This is a genomic window from Methylobacterium sp. 275MFSha3.1 (assembly GCF_900108435.1).
In the GTDB taxonomy this organism is placed as follows: Bacteria; Pseudomonadota; Alphaproteobacteria; order Rhizobiales; family Beijerinckiaceae; genus Methylobacterium.
On sequence record NZ_FNWP01000042.1, the window covers coordinates 1 to 26,642 of the forward strand.

Genomic DNA, 26,642 nt, shown 5'->3' on the forward strand with positions numbered 1-26,642 from the left:
CGACCATGTCGACCTTGTTGAGGAACACCACCAGCGCCGGGACGCCGACCTGGCGGGCCAGCAGGATGTGCTCGCGGGTCTGCGGCATCGGGCCGTCGGCCGCCGACACCACCAGGATCGCGCCGTCCATCTGCGCCGCGCCCGTGATCATGTTCTTCACGTAGTCGGCGTGGCCGGGGCAGTCCACGTGCGCGTAGTGACGGTTCTGCGTCTCGTACTCCACGTGCGCCGTCGAGATCGTGATCCCGCGCGCCTTCTCCTCAGGTGCCTTGTCGATCTGGTCGTAGGCCGTGAACGTCGCCCCGCCCGTCTCGGCCAGGACCTTCGTGATCGCCGCCGTCAGAGACGTCTTGCCGTGATCGACGTGGCCGATCGTGCCAATGTTGCAGTGCGGCTTGGTGCGGGAGAACTTTTCCTTGCCCATCAGAGCCTCCTAGATTCGAATTCGCGTTGCGGAAGAAGAGATGCTTAGGCGTACTTGGCGATGACCTTGTCGGCCTCGCCGCGCGGCACCTCTTCGTAGTGATCGAACTGCATCGTGAAGTTGGCGCGGCCCTGCGAGAAGGAGCGCAGCTGGTTCACGTAGCCGAACATGTTGGCCAGCGGCACCATCGCGTTGATGACGTTGGCGTTGCCGCGCATGTCCTGGCCCTGGATCTGGCCGCGGCGGGCGTTCAGGTCGCCGATGACCGAGCCGGTGTACTCTTCCGGCGAGACAACCTCGACCTTCATCACCGGCTCGAGCAGGACCGAGCCGCCCTTCTGCAGCGCCTCGCGGAAGGCGGCGCGGGAGGCGATCTCGAAGGCGAGTGCCGAGGAGTCGACGTCGTGGTAGGCGCCGTCGACCAGCTCGACCTTGACGTCGACCACCGGGAAGCCGGCGAGGACGCCCGCGCCGAGGACCGAGTTGAGGCCCTTCTCGACGCCCGGGATGTACTCCTTGGGCACCGCGCCGCCGACGATCTTCGACTCGAACGCGAATCCGGCGCCCGGCTCGTTCGGCTCGACGACGAACTTCACGCGGGCGAACTGGCCAGTACCGCCGGTCTGCTTCTTGTGCGTGTAGTCGATCTCCTGACGGCGCGTCAGCTTCTCGCGGTAGGCGACCTGCGGCTGGCCGATATTCGCGTCGACCTTGTAGGTGCGGCGCAGGATGTCGACCTTGATGTCCAGGTGGAGCTCGCCCATCCCCTTGAGGATGGTCTGGCCAGATTCCTGGTCGGTGGAGACGCGGAAGGATGGGTCCTCGGCGGCGAGCTTCGAGAGCGCGATGCCGAGCTTCTCCTGGTCGGCCTTCGACTTCGGCTCGACGGCGATCTCGATGACGGGCTCGGGGAACTCCATCTTCTCGAGGATCACGGCCTTCTGCGGGTCGCAGAGGGTGTCGCCCGTGCGGGTGTCCTTGAGGCCGGCCAGCGCGACGATGTCGCCCGCGAAGGCCTCCTTGATGTCCTCACGGTTGTTGGCGTGCATCAGGAGCATGCGGCCGACGCGCTCCTTCTTGTCGCGCGACGAGTTCAGCACGTTGGCGCCGGTCTCGACCTTGCCCGAGTACACGCGGCAGAAGGTGATCGTGCCGACGTGGGGATCGTCCATGATCTTGAAGGCGAGCATGGAGAAGGGATCCGCATCCGACGGGTGACGGACGGTCTCTTCCTCGGTCTTGAAGTCGATGCCCTTGATCTCGCCGCGATCGGCCGGGGAGGGCAGGTAGTCCACGACGGCGTCGAGGAGCGGCTGCACGCCCTTGTTCTTGAACGCCGAGCCGCAGAGCACCGGGTGGAAGGCGCGCAGCTGGACGGCCTTGCGCACCAGGACGCGCATGGTGGCCTCGTCGGGCTCGTTGCCGTCGAGGTAGGCGGCCATGGCGTCGTCGTCGAGCTCGACGCAGGCCTCGACCAGCTTGGTGCGGTACTCGACGGCCTGGTCCTTGAGGTCGGCCGGGATCTCGGTCTCGTCGAAGTTGGCGCCCAGCGCCTCACCCGACCAGACGATCGCCTTCATCTTGATGAGGTCGATCACGCCCTGGAAGCTCGACTCGGCGCCGATCGGCAGCTGCAGGCAGACGGGCTTGCCGGCGACGCGGTCGATGATGTCGGCGACGCACTTGAAGAAGTCGGCGCCGATCTTGTCCATCTTGTTGACGAACACGACGCGCGGCACGTCGTACTTGTCGGCCTGACGCCACACGGTCTCGGTCTGCGGCTCGACACCCTGGTTGCCGTCGAGCACGCACACGGCGCCGTCGAGCACGCGGAGCGAGCGCTCCACCTCGATGGTGAAGTCGACGTGGCCGGGGGTGTCGATGATGTTCAGGCGCTTGTCGCGCCAGAAGCAGGTCGTCGCAGCCGAGGTGATCGTGATGCCACGCTCCTGCTCCTGCGCCATCCAGTCCATGGTGGCGGCGCCCTCATGGACCTCGCCGATCTTGTGGGACTTTCCGGTGTAGTAGAGGATCCGCTCGGTCGTCGTGGTCTTGCCGGCATCGATGTGGGCCATGATGCCGAAGTTGCGGTAGTCCTCGATCGCGTGCGTGCGGGGCATCGAATTGCTCCTGAGAGACGGCGGAACCGCTTACCAGCGGTAGTGCGAGAAGGCGCGGTTGGCTTCCGCCATCCGGTGCGTGTCTTCCCGCTTCTTGACGGCGTTGCCGCGGTTGTTCGCGGCGTCGAGCAGTTCGGCCGAGAGGCGCTCGACCATGGTACGGTCGTTGCGCGAGCGCGCGGCCTGGATCAGCCAGCGGATCGCGAGGGCCTGACGGCGCTCGGTGCGGACCTCGACGGGGACCTGGTAGGTCGCGCCGCCGACGCGGCGGGAGCGGACCTCGATCATCGGGGCGACGTTGTCGAGCGCGGCGCGGAACACCTCGATCGGGTTGGCGCGGGCGCGGTTCTCGACGATGTCGAAGGCACCGTAGACGATCCGCTCGGCGGTCGACTTCTTGCCCTCGTACATGATGGAGTTCATGAACTTCGTCAGCACCACGTCCCCGTACTTCGGGTCCGGGATGATCTCACGCTTCTCGGCAGAGTGACGACGGGACATCTTCAGAGACTCTCGAACGAAAAGATCTTAAGCGCCCCGCGCAGGCCGCCTCAGCCCTGAGGCCGGCGACATCCTTGCGAGGCCGTGGAAACGCGCACCGGCGCCCGGGAAATATCCGGGCGTCCGACTTACTTCGGGCGCTTGGCGCCGTACTTCGACCGGCGCTGCTTGCGGTTCTTCACGCCCTGCGTGTCGAGCACGCCGCGCAGGATGTGGTAGCGCACACCCGGAAGATCCTTCACGCGGCCGCCGCGGATCATCACCACGGAGTGCTCCTGAAGGTTGTGACCCTCGCCCGGGATGTAGCCGATCACCTCGAAACCGTTGGTGAGGCGCACCTTGGCGACCTTCCGGAGCGCCGAGTTCGGCTTCTTCGGGGTCGTCGTGTAAACGCGGGTGCAGACGCCGCGCTTCTGCGGGCAAGCGTCGAGCGCCGGAACCTTGTTGCGGCTCCGCTGGATCTTCCGCGGCTGGGCGATCAGCTGGTTGATCGTCGGCATCCTGTGCCCTCTTCCTCGGTCACCTAGTCCGAACTGCGCAGGGCAGTCCGCAAAACGAATATGCGCCGGAGGGCCTGTCACGGACCCTCGGCGCGGTGTGGGCAGAGGAGCACGCCCGAAACGAACGCGCTCGTACCTACGGATCTGACTTACAGCGTCAGGCGATTTGAACCCTCGGAGCGCTCGGGGCGATGGCGGCGGCTTCCGGGGTTGCGCCCAAGGGCCGTCGGCAGCCGATGGCCGTCCGAAGTGGCGCGCTTCTAGACGCCGTTGCGCCGCAGGTCAATGCGGTCACGGCAGAAAACTGCACCGCGGCGGAGGTTAAGGATCGGTCAAGGGCGCGCAGGGCGCCCGCGATCGGCGAGCCTTCGCGACGACGGAGCCGAGGGACCGCTATCGCGCACGGCGCCTCGTCCCGTCAACGGAAGCCGGGGCAGGCCGGTCAAGTCGTGGCGGGACGTCGGCGCAGCCTCGGGCCCTGTCCGGGCGCGGCAGGAAAATCTGCCCCGCAGCCGCCAGATCTTTCGGCGAGCGGCGCCCATCCGCGACGAAAAAATAGAATCTTTCTCCGTTGATTTTCGCGTTCTATAAAGATGAAATGTGCTGGCGGCCGAGATAAAACCTGCTGGAATCCTCTGATTTTGCGTCAGGAGAGAAGACCAGATCGATTTATACGTCAATTCAGAAGTCCGGCGCGATTCAGACTGTAATATTCGCGATATTTGATCATCGCTCTGCCTGTACCGGCCCCGAACCATCCGACGGAGTCACGCATGCGCCGCCTCTTCGTCCTCGTTCTCGCGACCCTCCTGTCGGTCGGCCCCGCAACGGCCGACCGTCTGGACGACATCAGAAAGGCCGGCGTTCTCCGGGTAGCCGCCTTCGACAGCAACCCGCCGTTCGGCTTCGTCGATCCCGCGACGAAACGGATCGCCGGCCTCGACGTCGACTACGCGCAGGCCATCGCCGACGCGCTCGGCGTCAAGCTGGAGATCCGGCCCACCAACCCGGCGAATCGTATCCCGCTGCTGACCTCCGGCAAGGTCGATCTGATTCTGGCGAACTTCACCATCACGGACGAGCGGGCCAGGCAGCTCGATTTCAGCATCCCGTACTTCGCCTCCGGCCAGCAGTTCCTGGCCAAGAAGGGCACCCTGTCGTCGCCGGAGCAGCTCAATGGGCTTCGAATCGGTGCAGACAAGGGCACCACCAACGAGATCGTCCTGCGCCGCGACTTCCCGAAGGCGGTCGTGGTCGCCTTCGACGACACGCCCTTCGCGTTCACGGCCCTGCGCAACGGCAATGTCCAGGCGATCACGCAGGACGGCCCGAAGCTGGTCGGGCTGCTCGCGAAGGTGCCGGACCGGCAGAACTACGAGATCCCCGCCTTCAGCATCTCCAACGACTATATCGGCGTCGGCATCCCGAAGGATGAGGCGCGGCTCCGGGACCGCGTGAACGAGACCCTGCGCGGCCTGGAGTCGAGCGGCAGGGCGGCGGCGATCTATGATCGCTGGTTCGGGCCCGCGACCGAGCAGCCGCTGCCGCGCCTGTTCCGGATCGGGGACCGTCCCTGACCGGGGCGGCACGACGACGATGGCCGCGCTGTTCGGCGATCCACTCGCGCCGCGCTACCTCGTCTGGCTGCTGCAAGGCTTCGGGACGACCCTGACCTTGTCGGCAGCCACCTGCCTTGCCGGCACGGTGCTGGGCCTCGCGGCGTGCGGGCTGCGCGAGGCGGGCGGGCGCGCCGGGCGCGGCGCCGTGGCCGTCTCCGTCGGCATCGTCCGCAACACGCCGCTGCTGGTGCAACTCTTCGTCTGGTACTTCGCGGTGGCCGCCGCCCTGCCGCAGGGCGTGACGGCCTGGCTCAACGCGCTGCACGTCCTGGACCTGGGATTCGGGATCCTGCGCTGGCCCGCTTACGAGAGCCTCGCCGGGTTCTGCGGGCTCACGCTCTACGCGGGCGCCTACATCGCCGAGGAACTCCGCGCCGGCATCAGGGCCGTCCAGCCCGCTCAGCGGGCGGCGGCCCTGGCCCTCGGCCTCACGCCCGTCCAGGCGTTCCGCCACATCGTCCTGCCCCAGGCCCTGCGCGTCGCCTGGCTGCCGATCGTCGGCCAATACCTCAACACGCTTAAGAACACGTCGCTGACCATGACGATCGGCCTCGCGGAGCTGTCCTACGCGTCCCGGCAGGTGGAGACCGAGACCTTCCAGACCTTCCAGGCCTTCGGCATCGCGACGCTGCTCTACGTCGGCGCGGCCGCCGCGGCGGAGACGACCGGGCAGATGCTCGACCGCCGCGCCCGTCGACCGGGCCGGCACCGATGAATCCGTCGGTCATCATCGACAATCTCGGCTACCTGATGGTCGGGGCCTGGCCCGACGGGCCGGTCGGCGGGCTGGCCCTGACGCTGATCCTCTCCGGCCTGTCCGGTCTGGCCTCGGCCGCGCTCGGGCTCGTCCTCGGCATCGCCCTGGCCGTGAGCGCGGGCGCGGCCCGGGCAGCGCTCACCGCCGGGCTCGGCTTCCTCCGCGCCGTGCCGGTCGTGATGCTGATCTTCTGGACCTACTTCCTGCTGCCGATCCTGATCGGCGTGTCGATCCCCGAGATCGGCACGGTCGCGGTGGCGCTGTCGCTCGTCGGAGGCGCCTACCTGTCCCACGGGGTGGCGGCGGGCATCGCGAGCGTCGGCCGTGGTCAGTGGGAGGCCGGCCTCGCGCTCGGCCTCGACCCCTGGCGCACCCTGCGCTTCGTCGTCCTCCCGCAGGCGCTGCGGGCCATGGCACCGTCCTTCGTCAACCAGTGGACCACGCTCATCAAGGACACGTCGCTCGCCTACGTGATCGGCGTGCCCGAACTCGCCTTCGTGGCGGCGCAGGTGAACAACCGCGCGATGGTCTACCCGGCCGAGATCTTCCTCTTCGTCGGTGCCGTGTACGGCATCCTCTGCGCCGGTCTCGACGGGCTGGCCGCCCGGCTGACGAATACCGGCAAGGTCGCGGCACATCGCACCCCGTGACGGAGCGGCCGGCCGACGCGCCCGAGCCGGCTCGCGGGACACGACCGATCTACCGGGGCACACGTGCAAGGCGTACCGGATCGGGGCAGGTGCGCGCTGGCACGGTCTACGGAGAATTAAAGCGATCCATCGAATTGTCGCGCACATCGGGCGGCCAACTCGCCGCCGCAGGTTCGCGTCGAGGGTGTTGCGTATGGGTTGCGTCGCGGTCAGCAACGTCGTTCCGTTCCGGCGGCCGATTCCCGCCCAGGCCCCCGGCGAGCGGGAGGCGCGCAACCGTCGCCGCAGCGAGCAGCGCTCCCTCCTGGACGCTGTCTACGCGACTGGCAGCATGGTCGTCGCCGCGGAGGATCGCGGCCTCAAGCTCACCGCCTCGCGGCTGCAGGTCTACGGCTTCCTGGCGATCGAAGAGGTCGGCGAAGACGGCCTGATGCGGCGGCTTCGCCCGTCCGAGGCGATTCGCGCCCGGTCGGAGCGGCCCTGGCGCCTGTCGAGGCCCGCGAGCGGAGCCTCGGTCACCATCCCGAGCCTCGACGGATTCCTGTTCGAGACGGCCGGCCAACCGATCTGATCGACCCCGAACGCTGCACGTCAACCGACCGGCGCGCCGAGAGGCGCGCCGGTCGTCGCACGTTCAGGGCTCGCGTTCCGCGGCCGGATGGGCGGGCACCGCAGCGATCGAGCCGCGCGGCGCCGCGGACCAGCCCCGAAGCCGGATCAGCCTCCCTATGCGGCGGCGACGATTTCCCGCCGCTCCGCTTGCCATCACCCGCGGCCCGTAGTATGCGCCCGGCCTTCGCGACATTTCCGATGGGTGCTAGCACCCCGTGAACGCGGTGACCGCGCCGGTGTCTGACGACACCGCCAGCGCGGTCGAACACATGAGCCGGGGACGTCAGGTCCCCATCAGGCGTCGTCCGCCGGGCAATACCGTCCGTGTGCGGAAACCCGCCTGAAACAAGGAGTCACGCACGTGATCCAGATGCAGACGAATCTGGACGTCGCCGACAACTCGGGTGCACGCCGTGTGATGTGCATCAAGGTTCTCGGCGGGTCGAAGCGCAAATATGCCGGCGTCGGCGACGTGATCGTCGTCTCCGTCAAGGAGGCGATCCCGCGCGGTCGCGTCAAGAAGGGCGACGTCATGAAGGCGGTCGTCGTCCGCACGGCGAAGGACGTGAAGCGCGCCGACGGTTCGGTGATCCGCTTCGACAAGAACGCCGCGGTCCTGATCAACAATCAGAAGGAGCCGATCGGCACCCGTATCTTCGGACCGGTGCCGCGCGAGCTCCGCGCCCGCAACCACATGAAGATCATCTCCCTGGCTCCGGAGGTGCTGTAATGGCCGCCAAGATCAAGAAGGGCGACAAGGTCGTCGTGCTCACCGGCCGTGATTCGGGCCGGTCGGGCGAGGTGATCCAGGTTTTGCCGAAGGAAGGCCGGGCCTTCGTGCGCGGCATCAACCTGGTGAAGAAGCACCAGAAGCAGACCCAGAACCAGGAAGGCGGCATCATCTCCAAGGAGGCCGCCATCCAGCTCTCGAACATCGCGGTCGCGGATGCCAACGGCAAGCCGACCCGCGTGGGTTTCCGCATCCTCGAAGACGGGCGCAAGGTCCGGTTCGCCAAGACCACGGGGGATCAGATCGATGGCTGAGGCCGACAAGAACGCCTACACCCCGCGCCTGCGCAAGCACTACGACGAGGTGGTTCGCCAGAAGCTGATCGAAGAGTTCGGCTACAAGAACCCCATGGAAGTGCCGCAGATCACGAAGATCGTGATCAACATGGGCGTCGGCGAGTCCACCGCGGACTCGAAGAAGGCCTCGGTGGCGGCGGGCGACCTCGCCCTGATCGCCGGCCAGAAGCCGGTCATCACCAAGGCCCGCAAGGCCATCGCGACCTTCAAGGTCCGCGAGGGCATGCCGATCGGCTGCAAGGTGACCCTGCGCAAGCAGCGCATGTACGAGTTCATGGACCGGCTGATCACCATCGCGCTGCCGCGCGTGCGTGACTTCCGCGGCCTGAACCCGCGCTCGTTCGACGGCCGCGGCAACTACGCCCTGGGTCTCAAGGAGCACCTCGTGTTCCCGGAGATCTCCTACGACAAGGCCGAGCAGATGTGGGGCATGGACATCGTCGTGGCGACCACCGCCAAGACCGATGCCGAGGCCAAGGCGCTGCTCGCCGCCTTCAAGTTCCCGTTCCGGCAGTGAGGCCCTCGGGTCTCAGACGCGGACACCGGAGATAGACGACATGTCGAAGAAAAGCTCAGTCGAGAAGAATGAGGCCCGCAAGGCGCTGGTGAAGCGCTTCGCGGCCAAGCGGAAGGCGCTCCTCGAGATCGCCAACAACGACGCCCTCGAGATGGAGGAGCGCTTCGAGGCGCGCCTCAAGCTCGCGGAACTGCCGCGCAACTCGTCGGCCACGCGCATCCGCAACCGTTGCGGCATGACCGGCCGTCCGCGCGCCTACTACCGCAAGATGGGCATCTCGCGCGTGGCGCTGCGCGAGCTTGGCAACCGGGGCCTGATCCCCGGCCTGGTCAAGTCGAGCTGGTAAGGAGGTCCCCATGGTCAACGATCCCGTGGGCGACATGCTCACCCGCATCCGCAACGGCCAGCTGCGCCGTCGCAACGTCGTCCAGACGCCCGGCTCGCGCCTGCGCGCCAGCGTCCTCGACGTCCTGAAGTCCGAGGGCTACATCCGCGACTACGCGGCGACCGACCTCGGCAACGGCCGCACCGAGTTCGCCATCGAGCTCAAGTACTACGACGGGCGCCCCGTGATCCGCGAGATCAAGCGCGTCTCGAAGCCGGGCCGCCGGGTCTACTCGTCGGTCGGCGAGCTGCCGCACGTGGCCGACGGCCTCGGCGTCACCATCGTCTCCACCCCGCAGGGCGTCATGGCCGACCACGAGGCGCGCGAGCGCAACGTCGGCGGTGAAGTGCTCTGCACCGTGTTCTGATCGGGACGGAGGAGGTTATCCCATGTCTCGCGTAGGCAAGAAGCCGGTCCCCGTACCGGCCGGCGTTACCGCCACGGTCACCGGTCAGACGGTGAAGATGAAGGGTTCGAAGGGCGAGCTGTCGTTCGTCGTTCCGTCGCTCGTCAACGTGGCGATGAAGGACGGCGCCATCGAGGTGCAGCCCGTCAACCAGTCCAAGCCGGCGCGCTCCCTGTGGGGCACGTCGCGGGCGCAGATCGCCAACATCGCCGAGGGTGTGTCGAAGGGCTTCGAGAAGAAGCTCGAGATCACCGGCGTCGGCTATCGCGCCGCGATGGCTGGCAAGGCGCTCAAGCTGTCGCTCGGCTACAGCCACGACATCGAGTACGCGATCCCGGCCGGGATCACGATCGTTACCCCGAAGCCCACCGAGATCACGATCTCCGGGATCAACCGCCAGCAGGTCGGTCAGGTCGCCGCCGAGATCCGCGACTACCGCGGACCCGAGCCCTACAAGGGCAAGGGCGTGAAGTACGCGGGCGAGTTCATCTTCCGCAAGGAAGGCAAGAAGAAGTAAGGAGGGCATCATGTCTCGCAAGCTCGAAGCCCTCGATCGCCGCAAGGCGCGCGTCCGCCGCGCGCTGCGGGCGGCCGCCAACGGCCGTCCGCGGCTCTCGGTGTTCCGCTCGTCGAAGCAGATCTACGTGCAGGTCATCGACGACGTCGCCGGCAAGACGCTGGCCTCGGCCTCGTCGATCGACAAGGCGCTCAAGGGCGAACTGAAGACCGGCGCCGATGTCGCCGCCGCCAAGGCGGTGGGCAAGCTCGTCGCCGAGCGCGCCAAGGCGGCGGGCGTCACGAAGGTAATCTTCGACCGCTCCGGCTACATCTACCACGGCCGCGTCGCCGCCGTGGCCGAAGCCGCCCGCGAGGGTGGCCTGGAGTTCTAAGTCACGACGGCGGGCCGGGCGGATCCTCTTCGCCCGGCATATCCGAAACCCGATCGAGCGAGCGGCCCCGCCGGCCGCGTCAGTGAGATGGACAGGTAGACAACATGGCACGTGAACGTGAAGGCGGGGGCCGCGGCCGCCGCGAGGATCGCGAGGAGCGCGACAGCGAGTTCGTGGACAAGCTCGTCCACATCAACCGCGTCGCCAAGGTGGTCAAGGGCGGCCGTCGCTTCGGCTTCGCCGCCCTCGTCGTCGTCGGCGACCAGAAGGGCCGCGTCGGCTTCGGCCACGGCAAGGCCCGCGAGGTGCCGGAGGCCATCCGCAAGGCGACCGAGGCCGCCAAGCGCGGTCTGATCCGCGTCTCCCTCCGCGAGGGCCGGACCCTGCACCACGACGTCAACGGCCGCCACGGCGCCGGCAAGGTGATTCTCCGCGCGGCCCCGCAGGGCACCGGCATCATCGCCGGCGGCCCGATGCGCGCCGTGTTCGAGACGCTCGGCATGCAGGACGTCGTCGCCAAGTCGCTGGGTTCGTCGAACCCCTACAACCTCGTGCGCGCCACCTTCGAGGCGCTCAAGAACGAGGACAGCCCGCGCTCCGTGGCGGCCCGCCGCGGCATCAAGGTGTCGACGCTGCAGTCGCGTCGCCGCGATGCCGATCCGGCCGACCAGTCCGAAGCCGCGGTCGCGTAAGGGAGGGTCCGATGGCACAGAAGACCGTCCGCATCGAGCAGATCGGCTCGCCGATCCGCCGCGAGGCCAGCCAGCGCCAGACGCTGATCGGCCTCAAGCTCAACAAGCTCCACCGCGTGGCCGAGCTGGAGGACACCCCCTCCGTGCGCGGCATGATCCGCAAGGTTGCGCACCTCGTGCGCGTCCACGGCGACGTGGCGTGAGGAGGTCCCGATGAAGCTCAACCAGATCAGCGACAATCCCGGCGCCACCAAGGACCGGATGCGCGTGGGCCGGGGCATCGGCTCCGGCAAGGGCAAGACCGCGGGCCGCGGCGTGAAGGGTCAGAAGGCCCGGACCGGCGTGTCCATCAAGGGCTTCGAGGGCGGTCAGATGCCGCTGCATCGTCGCCTGCCGAAGCGCGGCTTCAACAACCTCTACGCCCAGGACCTGAACGAGGTAAACCTCGGCCGGATCCAGGAGGCCGTCGACGCGGGCAAGCTCGACAAGGCCGCCACCGTGACGGTGGAGAGCCTAGTCGCCGCCGGCATCATCGCCCGTCCCCGCGACGGCGTGAAGCTGCTCGGCGTCGGCGAGCTGACCGCGAAGCTCAGCTTCGAGGTCACTCGCGCCTCCAAGTCCGCCGTCGAGGCGGTCGAGAAGGCCGGCGGCTCGGTCAGCACCGTCTACGCCCAGGGTGCCTCCACCCGCGGCGGCAGCGAGGCGGCCACGGCCTGACGGGAGCGTCTCCGGAACCCGTTGCACGGGCTCCGCGCACCCTTTAAGCCGATCCTTCGAGCGGCGGCCCTGCGACCACGCGGGCCGCCGTTTTTCGTTTCATCCGGGCACCCTTCGCCCGGCGACATGTCCAGGACGCGACGCTTATGGCCTCAGCCGCCGAGCAGCTTGCCGCCAACCTCAACTTCGGTGCGATTGCCAAGGCCGATGAGCTGAAGAAGCGCATCTGGTTCACGCTCGGCGCCCTCGTGGTGTTCCGGCTGGGCACGTACATCCCGATTCCCGGCATCGATCCGGAGCAGTTCGCCCGGAACTTCCAGCAGCAGGCGGGCGGCGTGCTGGGCCTGTTCAACATGTTCTCGGGCGGCGCCGTGGAGCGCATGGCGATCTTCGCCCTGAACATCATGCCCTACATCTCGGCCTCGATCATCGTGCAGCTCCTGACCTCGGTGATCCCGAGCCTGGAAGCGCTCAAGAAGGAGGGCGAGTCGGGCCGCAAGGTCATCAACCAGTACACCCGCTACCTGACGGTGGTGCTGGCGCTGGTTCAGTCCTGGGGCATCGCCATCGGCCTCCAGGGCTCCTCGGCCGCCATCGATCCGGGGCCGTTCTTCCTGGCCTCGACGGTGATCACCCTGACGGGCGGAACCCTGTTCCTGATGTGGCTCGGCGAGCAGATCACCTCGCGCGGCATCGGCAACGGCTCGTCGCTGATCATCTTCGCCGGCATCGTGGCCCACCTGCCGGTGGCGATCGCGGGCGCGCTGGAACTCGGCCGCACCGGCGCCCTGTCCCCGGCGATCATCCTGGGCGTCGGCGTCGCCGCCGTCGCGCTCGTCTACTTCATCGTGTTCATGGAGCGCGCCCAGCGCCGGCTCCTGATCAACTACCCGAAACGCCAGGTCGGCAACCGTATGTACGAAGGTCAGACCTCGTTCCTGCCGCTCAAGCTCAACACCTCGGGCGTGATCCCGCCGATCTTCGCCTCGTCGCTGCTGCTGCTGCCGGCGACCGCCGCGAGCTTCTCGGCCAACGGGGGCGCCACGGGCTGGCTCGGCACGGTCACGGCCTATCTCGGCCACGGCACCCCGCTGTTCATGGTGCTCTACGCGGCGCTGATCATCTTCTTCACGTTCTTCTACACCGCAGTCGTCTTCAATCCGCAGGAGACGGCCGACAATCTGAAGAAGCATGGCGGCTTCATCCCGGGCATCCGTCCGGGCGAGCGCACCGCGGCCTTCATCGACAAGGTGCTGACCCGCATCACGGTGATCGGCGCCCTGTACCTGACCCTCGTGTGCCTCTGCCCGGAGATCCTGTCGTCCTACGCCGCGGCCAGCCTCGGCTTCGGCGGCACGTCCCTGCTCATCGTGGTCTCGGTCACGATGGACACGGTGGCGCAGGTCCACGGGCACCTGATGGCCCATCAGTACGAGGGCCTCGTGAAGAAGGCCAAGCTGCGTGGCGCGTCGACCACGCAACGGCGGCGCTGAGCCTGCTACAGAGGCGGCCGGACTCCGAGGACGCTCCCGCCTCTGGCCCAAAGGTCTGGATGCCTCACCGGCCCGGACCGGCTAGAAAACCCCCGAACCCGGCGATGCCAGGGAGGCTTCGCCACCACGGCTTGTGCCCACTGAGAGAGTGGGCCGAACGAGGACAACGCCATGCGCATCATTCTGCTCGGGCCGCCCGGTGCGGGGAAGGGGACGCAATCCGAGCGGATCGTACAGCGCTTCGGCATCCCGCAGCTGTCGACGGGGGACATGCTGCGCGCCGCAGTGGCCGCCGGCACGCCGGTCGGCCTCGAGGCCAAGGCGGTGATGGAATCCGGCGGTCTCGTCTCCGACCGGATCGTGGTCGGCATCGTCGCCGACCGGATCGAGGAACCGGATGCCCGCCGCGGCTTCATCCTCGACGGCTTCCCGCGCACGGTCGCGCAGGCGGAAGCGCTCAGCGAGATGCTGGCGAGCAAGGGCTTGAGCCTCTCCGCCGTCATCGAGCTGAAGGTCGACGAGAACGCCCTGGTCGGCCGCATCGAGAAGCGCGCCGCCGAGACCCTGGCCCGCGGCCAGGCCGTGCGGAAGGACGACACCCCCGAGGTGTTCAAGCAGCGACTCGAGGCGTACCGCGCCCAGACGGCGCCCCTCTCGGCCTATTACGCGCAGAAGGGCATGCTGGAGACCATCGACGGCATGCAGCCGATCGACAAGGTCACGGCCGACCTTATGGCGACACTGGAGCCGCACGAGGAGCGCGTCGCCTCCTGAGGGCGATCGCGGCGCGCTGACCGACCGTTTCGGCGCGCCCGTGAACCCCGCGGTGTCCCTGGGGGTTATGGGGCGGGTCCACGATCGGAAACGCCATGACCGTCCGCCTCCTCGCCACCGCCTCCCTCCTGCTCGCGGTGGCCCTCCCGCCGCTGTCGGCCTTCGCGCAGAGTCCGGCCCAGTCCTTCGTTTACGGCCAGAAGCGGTTCCGCAACGCCTGCCGGCCGCCGCTGAAGTATCTGGCGGGGACTTGCGCCCGCCGCTGCCCGGCGGGCTACCAGGACATGGGCCGCACTTGCCGGCTGCGGAATCAGGGCTTTCGCTGAGGCGCGGGCGGCCGCCCGCCGGGGGCGTGGCTCAGATCCGGCCCTCCCTGCGGAGGCTGCCGAAGAAATTGACGACGTCCATCTGGAGCGACCGGTGGCCGAACAGGCGTAACGGGTAGCCCTCCGCGGTGCCGTCGCGCAGCTCGATCATCGCCGTCATCGTGTTGTAGCGGAACACCATGCGGCGACCGGCGAAGCTCGCCCAGAGCAGGGGCGGACCGCCATCCGCGTCCTGCAGCGCGACCGAGCCAGGCTCCGCCTCGGCGAGAACGCCGCCGATCACCGCCAGCGTCACCGGCATGACCTCCTCCAGGGTCTCCTCGGCGGCGCGCAGCACCGAATCGGCGAAGGCCCGCAGGGTCGCGCCGTCGCTCGTCAGAACCGCCATCTTCGCTCCTCGACCAGATTCCAGGGCGCATCGACGCGCGCGTGACGGGGCGAGGCCGTGCCGACCCATCGTTGACAACGGGCCGCCCGCGCGCTAGCAGGCCCTCCTTCGTCCAACCGAACGATGGTCCGAGGTGCCCTGTCCAGGGCCGCCCGCGGGCCGCGTCGTCGTTTCACGTGCGCAGGGGCCGGCCTCCACCGGACGCGCGCGACAGCGGCCCGGATCCCCGGGCCCCATATGGAGAGTGATCGTGGCCCGTATCGCAGGCGTCAACATCCCGACCAACAAGCGCGTCGTCATCGCGCTCCAGTACATCCACGGCATCGGCGCCAAGAAGGCCGAGGAAATCACCCAGAAGGTGAACATCCCCGCCGAGCGTCGCGTCAACCAGCTGACCGACGCCGAGGTTCTGTCGATCCGCGAGACGATCGATCGCGACTACCTCGTCGAGGGCGACCTGCGCCGCGAAGTCTCGATGAACATCAAGCGCCTGATGGATCTCGGCGCCTATCGCGGTCTGCGTCACCGCAAGCAGCTGCCGGTCCGCGGCCAGCGCACCCACACCAACGCCCGCACCCGCAAGGGCAAGGCGAAGCCGATCGCCGGCAAGAAGAAGTAAGTTTTCGGAACTGGGAGGCCGTGCTCCGCTCGGCCTCCTTCCCGTCGCGCCAGGTATCCCGCAACGGGTCCGGCGCCGGCTCGACCGCCCTGTACGGGTGCTCCGGCCAAGTCCCAAAAAGAATCCCGAGCGCCTGGTGTTACGGGCGTGCCTGAAGGAAGAGTGAGACCAGAATGGCTAAGGAACCGCAACGCGTCCGCCGCCGCGAGCGCAAGAACATCGTGTCGGGCGTCGCCCACGTGAACGCCTCGTTCAACAACACGATGATCACCATCACGGACGCGCAGGGCAACACGATCTCGTGGTCGTCCGCCGGTGCGATGGGCTTCAAGGGCTCGCGCAAGTCGACCCCGTACGCCGCCCAGGTCGCCGCCGAGGATGCTGGCCGCAAGGCCGCCGAGCACGGCATGCGCACCCTCGAGGTCGAGGTGTCCGGTCCGGGTTCGGGCCGCGAGTCGGCGCTCCGCGCTCTGCAGGCCGCGGGCTTCACGGTGACCTCGATCCGCGACGTCACCTCGATCCCGCACAACGGCTGCCGGCCGCGCAAGCGCCGCCGCGTTTGATCGAAGCCTCTTGACGGAGAAGTTCATGACGGGATCGAAGCCGCTTCCGGGCGTGCTGCGTTGGAACCTCGGGGACCTCACGGTCACCGCGCTCAATGACGGCTGGTTTCAGGCCAGCCTCGATCTCGTCACGGGCATCTCCAAGGAGGAGGCCGGGCGGCTCCAGGTGGCGGGTTTCCGCACGGAGCAGCCCAAGATCACGCTGAACGCCTTCCTGATCACGGGTCCGGGCCTCAAGCCGACCCTGATCGACACGGGCTACGGCGACCTCGCCCCGGCACCGACCCTGGGTCGCGCCGGTGCAGCACTCGCGCTGACCGGCGTCGCGCCGGAGGAGATCGGCACGGTGCTGGTCAGTCACCTGCACCCCGACCATGTCGGCGGTCTCGTGAAGGACGGCGCGGCGCGCTACCCGAACGCCGAGATCGTGCTGCACGCCGACGAGGCAGCACACTGGCTTCCGGACGAGGCCCTGGCCAAGGCGCCGGAGGCCGCGAAGCCCTACTTCGAGGGCGCCCGCAAGTCCCTGGCTCCCTACGCCGGCAAGGTGCGCGAGCATCGCGGCGGCGAGGTCCTTCCGGGGATCACGGCGGTCCATCTGCCCGGCCACACGCCGGGCCATTGCGGTTTCCGCATCGTCTCCGGTGGACAGGCGCTGATGATGTGGACCGACGTGGTGCACCTGCCGGCGATCCAGTTCAAGAACCCGGAGGCCGGCGTCGGCTTCGACGTCGACGGCGACCAAGCGCGGGAGACGCGCAAGCGGATCCTGGACGAGGTGGCCCGCGAGCGCACGCTCATCGCCGGCGGCCATCTCGAGTTCCCGGCGCTCGGCTACGTGGATCGGGATGGGGCTGGCTACAGCTTCGTGCCGGTGCTGTGGGTCGGCGGCGAGTAACGGCGGATACGGATTTCAGGGACCGTTCGGGGCGCCAGGGGGCGGCACCGAGTGGCCGAAGCGCGGGGACGGGCGTCGCGGATCCCGGGCAAGGACGAGAGGTAGGATCGTGGTCATTCAGAAGAATTGGCAGGAACTGATCAAGCCGAACAAGCTGCAGGTCACGACCGGCGACGACCCGAAGCGGGTCGCCACGGTCGTCGCCGAGCCGCTCGAGCGCGGCTTCGGCACGACGCTGGGCAACGCCCTGCGCCGCGTGCTCCTGTCGTCGCTCCAAGGCGCCGCCGTGACCTCGGTGCAGATCGACGGCGTGCTGCACGAGTTCTCGTCGATCCCGGGCGTGCGCGAGGACGTCACCGACATCGTCCTCAACATCAAGACCATCGCGATCCGCTCGCAGACCGACGCGCCCAAGCGCATGACCCTGCGCAAGACCGGCCCGGGCCTCGTCACCGCCGGTGACATCGGCACGGTCGGCGACATCCAGATCCTGAACCCCGACCTCGTGATCTGCACCCTCGACGACGGCGCCGAGATCCGCATGGAGTTCACGGTCGCAACCGGCAAGGGCTACGTCCCGGCCGAGCGCAACCGTCCCGAGGACGCGCCGATCGGCCTGATCCCGGTCGACTCGCTGTTCTCGCCGGTCACCAAGGTCAGCTACCGCGTCGAGACGACCCGCGAGGGCCAGGATCTCGACAAGGACAAGCTGACCATGACGGTCGAGACCAACGGCGCGGTCTCTCCGGAGGACGCGCTCGCCTACGCGGCGCGCATCATCCAGGACCAGCTGCAGGTCTTCGTGAACTTCGAGGATCCGCGCAAGGAAGAGGCCGCGCCGCTCGCGCCGCAGCTTCCTTTCAACCCGGCGCTGCTCAAGAAGGTCGACGAGCTGGAGCTGTCGGTCCGCTCGGCGAACTGCCTGAAGAACGACAACATCGTCTACATCGGCGACCTCATCCAGAAGTCCGAGGGCGAGATGCTGCGGACCCCGAACTTCGGCCGCAAGTCGCTCAACGAGATCAAGGAAGTGCTCGCCGGCATGGGCCTGCACCTCGGCATGGACATCCCCGGCTGGCCGCCGGAGAACATCGAGGATCTCGCCAAGCGCTTCGAGGAACACTACTGAGCGGCGAAGCCGCCTCGGGCTGAACTGGGCGGCGCCACGCGGTGCCGCTTGTTCGGCCAGCTCAGACCCGGGACTTCGCCGAGCCGACGCGAAGTCCCAACCAATCCCGCCGCGGGGTCAAGCGGAGAGCAACAGCCTCAATGGGGCACCCGGCCGTACCGTGGCACGGCGGCCGAGACGAGAAGGAAGCCAGCACATGCGTCACGCCTACCGCGGCCGCCGTTTCAACCGCACCGCCGAGCATCGCAAGGCGATGTTCGCCAACATGTCCGCCGCGCTGATCAAGCACGAGCAGATCATCACCACCCTGCCGAAGGCGAAGGACCTGCGTCCGGTCGTCGAGAAGCTGATCACGCTGGGCCGCATCGACAGCGTGCACACCCGCCGCCTCGCCATGGCGCAGCTCCGCGACGCCGACATGGTCAAGAAGCTCTTCACCGTCCTCGGCCCGCGCTACAAGGGCCGTCCGGGCGGCTACTGCCGGATCATGAAGGCGGGCTTCCGCCAGGGCGACAACGCCCCGCTCGCGGTGATCGAGTTCGTCGACCGCGACGTCGAGGCCCGCGGCAAGGATTCCGGTCCGAGCCAGGTCTCCGAAGCCGCCTGATCGGCACGGAGCGCCCCGTCGCTCCTAGTCTTTGAGAAGCCGTCCCGGACCCTCCGGGGCGGCTTCTCGCGTTTCGGCTCCTCGCCGCGATCGCCATGACGACGCGCGAACAACAGAAAACCCGCCGGCTCGCGCCGACGGGTCTGAAGCAGGGTCCACGTCTCGGATGGTCGCGGGAGCTCGCCCTGGCGGCCCGTCTCAGACAGGCCGGGAACTCGACCGCGCCGCGCTCCGAAAACCCCTATCCCTGCCGGGACTCGTCCGGTGGACCGTCCTGGTCGAGATCGTTGTCACGCCTGCGGCGCGGGAAGATGCCGTGATTGCTCATGGTCCACCTCCTCTTCGTAACCCGGGGCCTGCGGGCCCCACGAGGAGAGAATGAGCCGGCAATCGATTGGTTGCAAGCCCCCGTCAGCCGACGGGTCCGGCTCCGCCGTCGAGCAGCGTGGCGACCCGGGCCGCGAGGTCCGCGGAGCGGAACGGCTTCGTGAGCACCGGCAGGTCGTCGGGGATCTGCATCGCCTCGGCATGTCCGGTAAGGATCAGGACCGGCAGGCGCGGATCGCGCTCGCGGATCTCGGCGGCCAGCTCGATGCCGCTCATGCCGGGCATGGCGAGGTCGGCGACGACGATGTCGTAGCGGTCCGCCTCGAGGAGCCGGAGCGCGGCCTCGCCGTCGCCGGCTTCCATGGTGCTGTGGCCGAAGCCGGTGAGGAACGAGGCCGTCACGTGGCGCACCTGCGAATCGTCGTCGACGATCAGGACGCGGGCCCGCCGGCCGGCGACCGGGACGGTGCCGGCGGCCTCGGGCGCCTGCTCCGGCGCCTGATCGGCGAAGGGGAGGGCTAGCTCCACGCGGGTGCCCCGACCGACCACGCTGTCGATCGCCAGCCGGCCCTTGGATTGCTGCGCGAGGCCGAACACCATGGCGAGGCCGAGCCCGGTGCCCTGGCCGACGGCCTTGGTGGTGAAGAACGGCTCGCAGACCCGGCGCAGGATCTCCTCCGGGATGCCGGTGCCCTCGTCGGTGACGCTGATGCCGAGATAGGTGCCGTCGGCGATCTCGGGATCGCCGCTGATGGCGAGCCGGCGCGTCGCGACCGTGATCGCCCCCCCGTCCGGCATGGCGTCGCGGGCGTTGATGCAGAGGTTGAGCACGGCGAGTTCGAGCTGGTCCGGATCGACCTGAACCGCCGGCAGGCCGTCCGCGAGGTCGGTCCGGACCGTCACGAGACCGCCGAGGCTGCGTCCGAACAGATCGCTCATCCCGGAGATCAGGGTGTTCACGTCGACGGCGCGCGCCTGGAGGTCGTGGGCGCGGCTGAAGCTCAGGAGGCGCTTGGTCAGGGACGCCCCGCGCTCGGCGGCGCCGCGGGCGTTCTCGATCAGGCGCTGGACCCGCGGCTGGTCGGCGACCTTCGGGCCGGCGAGCTCGAGGCTGCCGAGGATCGCGGTCAGCAGGTTGTTGAAATCGTGCGCGATGCCGCCCGCGAGGGTGCCCAGCGCCTGCATCTTGTCGGACTGGCGCAGGCGCGCCTCCAGGGTCCGCTGCTCGGTCACGTCGCGCTCGATCGTCGCGAGGTGGCTGATCGCCCCGCCCGCGTCGCGGATCGGCACCCGCGTCACGTGGCTCCACTGCTCGGCGCCGGTCGGGCCGTCGCTGATCAGGCTCTCGGCCACCGCCCCGGACCGGATCGCGGCCGCGTCCGCCGCCGTCACGGGCTCGGCCTTCGGGCCGAGAAGTTCGTCCTCGCGCCGCCCGAGGCTGGCGGCGACGTCGTGGCCGAGCAGGGCGGCCTTGCGGCCGTTCAGCCGGACGAAGCGGCCCTCCGCGTCCTTGAAGCTGATCGCGTCCTGGGCGTGGTCGAGGAGGCCGCGCAGGAGAGCCCGCTCGGTGGCGAGGTCCCGGCCGAGGCGGTGGCGCTCGAAGGCCTGCCGGACGGTGGAGCGGAGCAGGCCCGCGTCCCAGGGCTTGGTGACGTAGCCGACGATGCCGCCGCGGTTGAGGGCGGCGATTACCGCGGTGATGTCGGCGTAGCCGGTCAGCAGGATCGCCTGCGCGTCGTGGAAGCTGCGGGCCTCGGCGAGGAGCGCGTCGCCGGTGAGGCCCGGCATCCGCTGGTCCGAGAGCACGACGGCGATGTCGGGCTCGGCGCGCAGGATCTCCAGCGCCTCGGCCGGACGCGAGGTCGTCAGAACCCGGTAGGAATCCTCGAACAGGTCCTCCAGGGCGATCAGGATGTCCGGCTCGTCGTCGACGGCCAGGATCGTCCCTACACCTGCCGTACCGTCACTCATGCACTGGCCGCCTGCCGCGGGATCCCGATCACGAAGCAGGCTCCCCCACCCGGGGCCGTCTCCACGGTGAGCGAGCCGCTATGCGCTTGAACGACGCTGTAGGCAATCGCAAGACCCAGGCCCGTGCCGGATCCGACCGGTTTCGTCGTGAAGAACGGCTCGAAGATCTTCTCACGCAGCGTATCCGGGATGCCGGGCCCGGTATCGCTGATGCGAATCTCGTCGAGTTCAGGGTTCGACTGGGTCGTGATCCGGATCGTGCCGCCCTCCGGCATGGCGTCGGCGGCGTTGCCCAGGATGTTCATCACCACCTGGTTGAGGAGTGCCGGGGTGCAGTGGATCTCGGCGCGGCCCGTGAAGCTGCGCTCCACGGCGATGCGCTCGCCGAGCTTGTGCTGGATCAGCGCGAGCACCGTCTCGATCGCCTCCGGCACGTTGACCAGGGCGCGCTCGCCCTCGTCGAGGCGCGAGAACTTCCGGAGGTTCAGCACCAGATCCTGGATGCGGGTCAGCCCCATCCGCATCGAGCCGACCCGCTGCCGGGCCTTGTCGATGGCGCGGGTGGCGGCCTCCGGAGCGGCGCCCGGCAACTCGCCGAGCAGGCGCTCGACGGTGCCCTGGTGGGCCAGGATGAAGGCCAGGGGATTGTTGATCTCGTGGGCGATCCCCGCCACCAGCTCGCCGAGCGAGGCCATCTTGGCGGCCTGGACGAGCTTGGACTGCGCCTCGGTGAGCTGGCGGTTGGCGTCGGCGAGGTCGCGGTTGGCCCGCTCCAGGGCGTCGGCGAGGCCCGCTCGGGCCTCGGCCGCGTCGGCCTCCGCGCGGGCGCGCTCCACCGCCCGCTCGCGCTCGCCGAACTGGCCGGCGATGCGCCGGTCGTCCTCCTCCAGGAGCCGCCGCCGCACGAAGCCACGGACCCGCAGGGCCAGGACCTCGGCGTCGGTCTTCGAGACCACGTCGTCGGCGCCGGCCGCGTAGGCTTCGACGAGGAAGTCCTTGGCGGGATCGCTGCCGGCGATGCCGACGAGGTGGAAGCCCGCGCCGGCCGCCTGTCCCGAGCGCCGCTGGCTGATCGCCCGGCACAGGGCGAGGCCGTCATAGGCGTGGCCCAGGAGATCGACCGTCACGCAGTCGAAGGCCTCGTCGCCGGCGGCCGCGTCCAGGGCGGCCAGGGCCGCCTCCGGCCCGTCGACGCTCGCCACGTGGTGGCCGTCCTGGCCCATCACGCCGGCGAGGAAGGTCCGGTAGGTGGCGCTGCCGTCGATCACCAGGACCCGCCCGCGCCGGAACGCGGCGGCGCCCGGTCCCTCACCGTCGGTCGTCGGCCGGCGCTCGCGCAGCAGGGCGCGGATGCGCAGGATCATCAGGTCGCGGTCGGCGGATTTCGGCAGGTAGGCGTCGGCGCCGCTCTCCAGACCCTGGCGCTCGCCGCCGCTGCCGCCGGTCAGCATCAGGACCGGCAGGGCCCGGGTGCGCAGCGACAGGCGCATCTGCCGGATCAGCTCGTCGCCGTTCATGCCCGGCAGGTGGTAATCGGCCACCACGAGGTCGGGCTGGCTGCGGTTGAGGTGATCGAGGGCGGTCTCGGCGGAGGCGCAGCGCTCCACCGCGAAGCCGTGCGCCTCCAGCAGCAGGCGCAGTTCCAGGGCCTGCGTCTCCGAATCCTCGACCAGCAGGATCCGGGCCGGCACCTCCGCCGTGCCGGCCTCGCTCACGGCCGCGCCCCCGCATCCACGAGGCGCAGGACGTGGTCGGCGACGCGGTCGAGGGGCAGGACGGCGCGGGCGGCCCCGAGACGCACGGCCGCCGCCGGCATGCCGTAGACGACGGCGGTGCTCTCGTGCTCGGCCACGGTCTGGGCGCCGGCCCGGTGCATGTCGGCGAGGCCCAGGGCCCCGTCCTCGCCCATGCCGGTCAGCAGCACGCCGATGCCGGAGGGTCCGGATTGCCGGGCCATGGACCGGAACAGCACGGTGGCGGCCGGGCGCTGGCCGGAGACCGGCGCGGAATCGATCACCCGCAGGATCCGGCCGGAGCCGATCTCCAGGTGGCGGTCGCCCGGGGCCACGTAGACCCGGCCGGGTTCGGCGCGCTCGCCGTCCTGGGCGAGGGAGACCGGGAGGGCGACGACGCTGTCGAGCCAGCTGGCGAACCCGTCCATGAAGGCCGCGCCCATGTGCTGGACGACCAGGACCGGCAGCGGGAAGTCCTTGGGCAGGGCGCCGATCACCCGCGCCAGCGCCGGGGGACCGCCCGTCGAGGCGGCGATGCCCAGGAGGCTCGGGGCCTGCCCGGACAGGTCGGCCAGCGGCGCCTGGGGCGCGACGGCGGAGCGGCCGGCCCACTCGGTGCCGATCGGCCGGCGGCGGATGACCGGAACCTGGGCCATGATCCGCAGCTGCGTGCAGATCTCGCCGGCCACGCCCTCGTAGCCGGCATGGGTCGTGGCCACGGGCTTCTCGACGACCGACAGGGCCCCGGCCCGGAGCGCGTTCATCGAGATGCGCAGCGAGTTATCCTCGACCGAATCCGCCACCACGACGATCGGGGTCGGGTGCTCGGCCATGATCCGGCGGGTCGTCTCCAGCCCGTCGATCCCCGGCAGGCGGATGTCCATCGAGATCACGTCCGGCCGCACGGTCCGGAGCTTGTCGAGGGCCTCCTCGCCGGAGGCGACCGCGGCCACGAGCTCGAGGCGGGGATCGCGGGAGACGATGTGGCGCAGCAGCTCGCGCACCACGAGGCTGTCCTCCACGAGCATCACACGGACGGGGGTCATAGGAGCTGCCCGATCGTATCCAGCAGCTGGCGCTGGTCGAACTTCTGCTTGGTCAGGTAGGCGTCGGCGCCGAGATCCAGGCCCCGGGCGACGTCGGCGGCGTCCCCGCGGGAGGTCATCAGGATCGCCGGGAGCCGGGCGAAGCGCTCGTCGGCCCGCAGGGCCTTCAGGAGGCCGAACCCGTCGAGGCGCGGCATCTCCACGTCGGCGAGCACCAGGTTCACGGGCTCGATCTCGGCGCGCAGCCGGTCGAGGGCGTCCTGCCCGTCGACGCAGACGACCACGCGGTAGCCGGCGGCTTCCAAGATTCCCTTCTCCAGAGTCCGGGTGGTGATCGAATCGTCGACGACCAGGATGGTCGCGCGCGCGGACGCGGCCGCCGCGGCGTGAGTCGTCGAACGTGGAGCCGGGGCCATCGTTCCGAGCGCGCCGCCCGTTGTCCCGGCCTGGGCGCGCGAAGCGAGCCCCTCGGGGTCGAGGACCAGCACCGGCACGTCCCCGTTCAGCACCGCCGTGCCGGCGATCAGACCCGGATCGGCGCCGAAATCCGGCGCGGGCAGGACCAGGAACGGACGGACGTCGTGCAGGCGGTCGACCGCCAGGGCGAGACGGCCGCCGCCGGTCCGCAGGACGACGGCGGTCAGCGTGCCGGGATCGGCCGGGTCGGCGACCTGTCCGAGGATCGCGGCGAGGTCCGTCACCGGGTGGCTCGTCGCGGCGTCCCCGTCACCGAGGCGCACGATCGTCCGGCCCATGGCGACCGGCAGGTCGTCGCGCCGCAGGCGCAGGAGGCGCTCCACGGCGCCCCCGGGGAGGGCGTAGCTGCGCCCGGCCGCCTCGACCAGCAGCAGACTGCGCCGGGCCGCTGAGAGCGGCAGGCTGAAGATCAGGGCGGTGCCGGCCGGGTCGCGCGGCTCCAAGCGGACGCTGCCCATGAGCTGGCGGGCGGCGTCCGCGGCGACCGAGAGGCCGTAGCCGCGCCCCGACAGGGTGTCGACCGCCTCGGCGGTGGAGAAGCCGGGCTCGAACACGAGGCGCAGCAGGGTGTCGGGTTCGGCCGCGGAAGCGGGGCCGAGGAGGCCGCGCTCGCGGGCCGCCGCCTCGATCCGGGCGAGGTCGGGGCCGGGCCCGTCGTCGAACACGGTGACCTGCAGGCGGGCGCCGCGCACCGCGACCTCCAGCCCGAGGCCCAGGGCCTCCGGCTTGCCGGCCGCGCGCCGCACCTCCGGTGCCTGCCAGCCGTGGCTGAGGGCGTTGCGCAGGGCGTGGAGCAGCGGATCCTTCAGCGCCTGCAGCGTGCCGCGCTCCACCGGCAGGTCGAGGCCCCGCAACGTGAGATCGACCTCGCGGCCCTGCTCCCGGGCGGTCTCGCGCAGCGACCTCGCGAGGGGGGCCAGGACGGTCTCGGCCGGGACCAGGGCGAGGCGCTCGGCGGCGGCGCGGACGCGGGTCGCGGCGCCCTCGACCGCGCTGGTCGCGGAGGCCTGGCGCCGCGACAGGTCCGCGGCCTCCCGGGCGAAGGCGCCCGCGCGCGCCGCGAGGGCGCGCCACTCGGGCCGCTCCGCGCCGGCCCCGGCCGCGAGGGCCTCGGCGCCGACGCGCAGGTCGCGGGCCAGGCGGGCGAGCCGGGCGAGGCCGTCGGCCGCGGGCGCCTGGCCGGCCAGGGTGCTGGCGAGATCGTGGCTCGCCCGGGCCAGCGCCTCGACGGCCTCCGCCGGCACCCGCAGGATCGCCGCGGAGGCCTCCGGCGGCTCGGAGCCGTGTTTCGGCGCGGGGCCGGCCTGTGTCGGCACGGCGGTCGCGGCCGGCGGGGGTGCCGGCGCGGCGGGGGGCCCCGGTGGCGGGCTCGGACTCGGATCCGGCAGCGGGGCGGGGGGCGGTGCGGCGGGTGGTGCGGGTTGTGCCGGCGGCGGCGTCTCGCCCGGGAGCCGGAGGACGTGGCCGAGGGCCGTCAGGGCGTCGGCCGGCATGTCCGGACCGGACCCGTCGGTGAGGCCGGCGACGTAGGACTCGATCCGGTCGAGGGCGAGGTGGACGGCGTTGGCCGCCTCGCGGTCGAGGGCGGTGGCGCCGGTGCGCACGCCCTCGAACAGCGTCTCGAGACGGTGGGCCACCGCCTCGACCGCCGGGAGGTCGACGGCGCGGGAGGCGCCCTTCAGGCTGTGGGCGCGGCGGAAGACGTCGTTCCAGTCCGGCGTGGCGCTGCCGAGCGCCCCGCGGATCGCCGCGACGTGCTCCCGGTGCTCGACGTCGAAGGCGGCGAGCAGGAGCTTGCGGATATCCTCGGCCAACGGGGCGCCCGCCTCAGTGCCGGTATCGTTCGGCCAGGGCCATGAGGGCCTGGGCGAGCTCGGTGAGGTTTGCGGAGGCGGCCTCGACCTGCCGGGTGCCGGCCGCCGTCTGCTGGCTGGCTTGGCGGATGTTCTGCAGCGCCCCCATCACCTGCTCGATGCCCAGCTGCTGCTGGTTGGTCGAGGCCACGATCTGCTGGAACGTCTGCACGTTCTCCTCCACCCGCGCGGTGATCTCCTCGATCGTGCGCTGCGTCGTGTCCGAGCGCGTCTTGCCCGCCGCCGCGCGCTTGACCGCCTCCTCGGTCAGCATCACCGACGTGTTGATGCCCCGCTGGATCTCGCCCAGGATCCCCCGCACCTGCCCCGTGGCCGCCTTGGCCTGGTCGGCCAGGAGCTTCATCTCCGAGGCCACCACCGAGAAGCTGCGCCCGCTCTCGCCGGCCGCGGCCGCCTCGATGGCGGCGTTCAGCGCCAGCAGGTGCGTGCGCTCCGAGATGTCGTTGACCGTCTCGATGATGTCGCCGATCGTCTGGGTCTTCTCCGACAGGCTGACGATGTTGCCCGCCACCGCCTCCGCCTGCTCGCGGATCGCGTCCAT

General features: G+C 69.8%; 32 protein-coding genes. 22 read left to right on the forward strand and 10 right to left on the reverse strand.

The features are described 5' to 3' along the window. From BLW78_RS28755 to rpsL, 4 genes are all read right to left on the reverse strand, one after another. The coding region (locus BLW78_RS28755; RefSeq protein ID WP_139307704.1) for a GTP-binding protein at positions 1–424 on the reverse strand (424 nt) is incomplete at its 3' end. 44 nt (positions 425–468) lie between these two features. Further along, positions 469–2,544, reverse strand: a complete 2,076-nt coding sequence (gene fusA / locus BLW78_RS28760) for an elongation factor G (RefSeq protein ID WP_091683595.1) — start codon at positions 2,542–2,544, stop codon at positions 469–471. A 30-nt stretch (positions 2,545–2,574) separates the two neighbouring features. Next, entirely contained in the window at positions 2,575–3,045 is a 471-nt protein-coding gene (gene rpsG / locus BLW78_RS28765; protein WP_012319183.1) for a 30S ribosomal protein S7, read from the reverse strand. A gap of 128 nt (positions 3,046–3,173) precedes the next feature. Beyond that, the gene (gene rpsL, locus BLW78_RS28770) at positions 3,174–3,545 is read right to left on the reverse strand and encodes a 30S ribosomal protein S12 (protein WP_007557568.1); all 372 of its coding nucleotides are present in this window, start codon (positions 3,543–3,545) and stop codon (positions 3,174–3,176) included. Positions 3,546–4,318: 773 nt separating this feature from the next. On the opposite strand from rpsL, the gene BLW78_RS28775 reads away from it, so the two are divergent. From BLW78_RS28775 to BLW78_RS28855, 17 genes are all read left to right on the forward strand, one after another. Then, positions 4,319–5,122, forward strand: a complete 804-nt coding sequence (locus tag BLW78_RS28775; protein ID WP_091683597.1) for an ABC transporter substrate-binding protein — start codon at positions 4,319–4,321, stop codon at positions 5,120–5,122. A 19-nt stretch (positions 5,123–5,141) separates the two neighbouring features. Beyond that, positions 5,142–5,879, forward strand: a complete 738-nt coding sequence (locus tag BLW78_RS28780; RefSeq protein ID WP_091683599.1) for an amino acid ABC transporter permease — start codon at positions 5,142–5,144, stop codon at positions 5,877–5,879. Further along, a complete protein-coding gene (locus BLW78_RS28785) occupies positions 5,876–6,571 on the forward strand; it encodes an amino acid ABC transporter permease (RefSeq protein ID WP_091683601.1) in 696 nt (231 codons plus the stop codon). Before BLW78_RS28780 ends, BLW78_RS28785 begins: the two co-directional genes overlap by 4 nt. A gap of 193 nt (positions 6,572–6,764) precedes the next feature. Continuing rightward, positions 6,765–7,142, forward strand: a complete 378-nt coding sequence (locus BLW78_RS28790; protein ID WP_091683603.1) for a hypothetical protein — start codon at positions 6,765–6,767, stop codon at positions 7,140–7,142. A 402-nt stretch (positions 7,143–7,544) separates the two neighbouring features. Beyond that, the gene (rplN, locus tag BLW78_RS28795; protein ID WP_010686182.1) at positions 7,545–7,913 is read left to right on the forward strand and encodes a 50S ribosomal protein L14; all 369 of its coding nucleotides are present in this window, start codon (positions 7,545–7,547) and stop codon (positions 7,911–7,913) included. Then, positions 7,913–8,227 (forward strand): 50S ribosomal protein L24, encoded by a 315-nt coding sequence (gene rplX, locus BLW78_RS28800; RefSeq protein WP_012319178.1) that lies wholly within the window; start codon positions 7,913–7,915, stop codon positions 8,225–8,227. Before rplN ends, rplX begins: the two co-directional genes overlap by 1 nt. After that, positions 8,220–8,786, forward strand: coding sequence for a 50S ribosomal protein L5 (rplE, locus tag BLW78_RS28805; protein WP_020096277.1), 567 nt, complete (start codon positions 8,220–8,222; stop codon positions 8,784–8,786). The genes rplX and rplE overlap by 8 nt, the downstream gene beginning before the upstream one ends. A 40-nt stretch (positions 8,787–8,826) precedes the next feature. Next, on the forward strand, positions 8,827–9,132 hold the full coding sequence (rpsN, locus tag BLW78_RS28810; RefSeq protein ID WP_010686179.1) for a 30S ribosomal protein S14: 306 nt from the start codon (positions 8,827–8,829) through the stop codon (positions 9,130–9,132). 10 nt (positions 9,133–9,142) lie between these two features. Next, positions 9,143–9,538, forward strand: a complete 396-nt coding sequence (gene rpsH / locus BLW78_RS28815; protein ID WP_010686178.1) for a 30S ribosomal protein S8 — start codon at positions 9,143–9,145, stop codon at positions 9,536–9,538. 22 nt (positions 9,539–9,560) lie between these two features. Beyond that, positions 9,561–10,094 carry a 50S ribosomal protein L6 gene (rplF, locus tag BLW78_RS28820; protein ID WP_020096278.1) on the forward strand — a complete coding sequence of 178 codons (534 nt, stop codon included), beginning with the start codon at positions 9,561–9,563 and terminating at the stop codon, positions 10,092–10,094. A gap of 10 nt (positions 10,095–10,104) precedes the next feature. Next, on the forward strand, positions 10,105–10,467 hold the full coding sequence (gene rplR / locus BLW78_RS28825) for a 50S ribosomal protein L18 (RefSeq protein ID WP_020096279.1): 363 nt from the start codon (positions 10,105–10,107) through the stop codon (positions 10,465–10,467). Positions 10,468–10,571: 104 nt separating this feature from the next. Continuing rightward, entirely contained in the window at positions 10,572–11,159 is a 588-nt protein-coding gene (gene rpsE / locus BLW78_RS28830) for a 30S ribosomal protein S5 (RefSeq protein WP_012319173.1), read from the forward strand. Positions 11,160–11,170: 11 nt separating this feature from the next. Further along, positions 11,171–11,362, forward strand: a complete 192-nt coding sequence (rpmD, locus tag BLW78_RS28835; RefSeq protein WP_056531230.1) for a 50S ribosomal protein L30 — start codon at positions 11,171–11,173, stop codon at positions 11,360–11,362. A 10-nt stretch (positions 11,363–11,372) separates the two neighbouring features. After that, positions 11,373–11,876, forward strand: a complete 504-nt coding sequence (gene rplO, locus BLW78_RS28840) for a 50S ribosomal protein L15 (protein ID WP_091683605.1) — start codon at positions 11,373–11,375, stop codon at positions 11,874–11,876. 146 nt (positions 11,877–12,022) lie between these two features. Next, on the forward strand, positions 12,023–13,369 hold the full coding sequence (gene secY / locus BLW78_RS28845) for a preprotein translocase subunit SecY (protein ID WP_020096282.1): 1,347 nt from the start codon (positions 12,023–12,025) through the stop codon (positions 13,367–13,369). Between the two features lie 171 nt (positions 13,370–13,540). Next, positions 13,541–14,143 carry an adenylate kinase gene (locus tag BLW78_RS28850; protein WP_020096283.1) on the forward strand — a complete coding sequence of 201 codons (603 nt, stop codon included), beginning with the start codon at positions 13,541–13,543 and terminating at the stop codon, positions 14,141–14,143. Positions 14,144–14,238: 95 nt separating this feature from the next. Further along, positions 14,239–14,469, forward strand: a complete 231-nt coding sequence (locus BLW78_RS28855; protein WP_091683607.1) for a hypothetical protein — start codon at positions 14,239–14,241, stop codon at positions 14,467–14,469. A 31-nt stretch (positions 14,470–14,500) separates the two neighbouring features. Here the strand turns inward: BLW78_RS28855 and BLW78_RS28860 are convergent, their stop codons facing one another. Next, entirely contained in the window at positions 14,501–14,857 is a 357-nt protein-coding gene (locus BLW78_RS28860) for a hypothetical protein (RefSeq protein ID WP_091683609.1), read from the reverse strand. A 250-nt stretch (positions 14,858–15,107) separates the two neighbouring features. Between BLW78_RS28860 and rpsM the strand changes: the two genes are divergently transcribed. The 5 genes from rpsM to rplQ all read left to right on the forward strand — a co-directional run bounded on the left by rpsM (position 15,108) and on the right by rplQ (position 18,673). Then, positions 15,108–15,476: a 30S ribosomal protein S13 gene (gene rpsM, locus BLW78_RS28865; protein WP_010686168.1), complete on the forward strand. Its 369-nt coding sequence runs from the start codon at positions 15,108–15,110 to the stop codon at positions 15,474–15,476. Between the two features lie 173 nt (positions 15,477–15,649). After that, complete coding sequence (rpsK, locus tag BLW78_RS28870; protein ID WP_010686167.1) at positions 15,650–16,039, forward strand: 30S ribosomal protein S11; 390 nt, start codon at positions 15,650–15,652, stop codon at positions 16,037–16,039. Positions 16,040–16,064: 25 nt separating this feature from the next. Further along, entirely contained in the window at positions 16,065–16,937 is an 873-nt protein-coding gene (locus BLW78_RS28875; RefSeq protein WP_091683617.1) for an MBL fold metallo-hydrolase, read from the forward strand. Between the two features lie 109 nt (positions 16,938–17,046). Continuing rightward, on the forward strand, positions 17,047–18,066 hold the full coding sequence (locus BLW78_RS28880) for a DNA-directed RNA polymerase subunit alpha (protein WP_010686165.1): 1,020 nt from the start codon (positions 17,047–17,049) through the stop codon (positions 18,064–18,066). A 196-nt stretch (positions 18,067–18,262) separates the two neighbouring features. After that, positions 18,263–18,673, forward strand: coding sequence for a 50S ribosomal protein L17 (rplQ, locus tag BLW78_RS28885; RefSeq protein WP_020096288.1), 411 nt, complete (start codon positions 18,263–18,265; stop codon positions 18,671–18,673). Positions 18,674–19,084: 411 nt separating this feature from the next. On the opposite strand, the gene BLW78_RS28890 is transcribed toward rplQ, so the two are convergent. The 5 genes from BLW78_RS28890 to BLW78_RS28910 form a co-directional block, all read right to left on the reverse strand. Further along, a complete protein-coding gene (locus BLW78_RS28890) occupies positions 19,085–20,971 on the reverse strand; it encodes a response regulator (protein WP_091683611.1) in 1,887 nt (628 codons plus the stop codon). Then, complete coding sequence (locus BLW78_RS28895; protein ID WP_091683613.1) at positions 20,968–22,686, reverse strand: response regulator; 1,719 nt, start codon at positions 22,684–22,686, stop codon at positions 20,968–20,970. Before BLW78_RS28895 ends, BLW78_RS28890 begins: the two co-directional genes overlap by 4 nt. Then, positions 22,683–23,750, reverse strand: coding sequence for a chemotaxis-specific protein-glutamate methyltransferase CheB (gene cheB, locus BLW78_RS28900; RefSeq protein WP_026605430.1), 1,068 nt, complete (start codon positions 23,748–23,750; stop codon positions 22,683–22,685). Before cheB ends, BLW78_RS28895 begins: the two co-directional genes overlap by 4 nt. Then, positions 23,747–26,041 (reverse strand): hybrid sensor histidine kinase/response regulator, encoded by a 2,295-nt coding sequence (locus BLW78_RS28905; protein WP_091683615.1) that lies wholly within the window; start codon positions 26,039–26,041, stop codon positions 23,747–23,749. Before BLW78_RS28905 ends, cheB begins: the two co-directional genes overlap by 4 nt. 13 nt (positions 26,042–26,054) lie before the next feature. Continuing rightward, positions 26,055–26,642: methyl-accepting chemotaxis protein (locus BLW78_RS28910; protein WP_244527099.1), on the reverse strand; the 588-nt coding region annotated here is incomplete at its 5' end.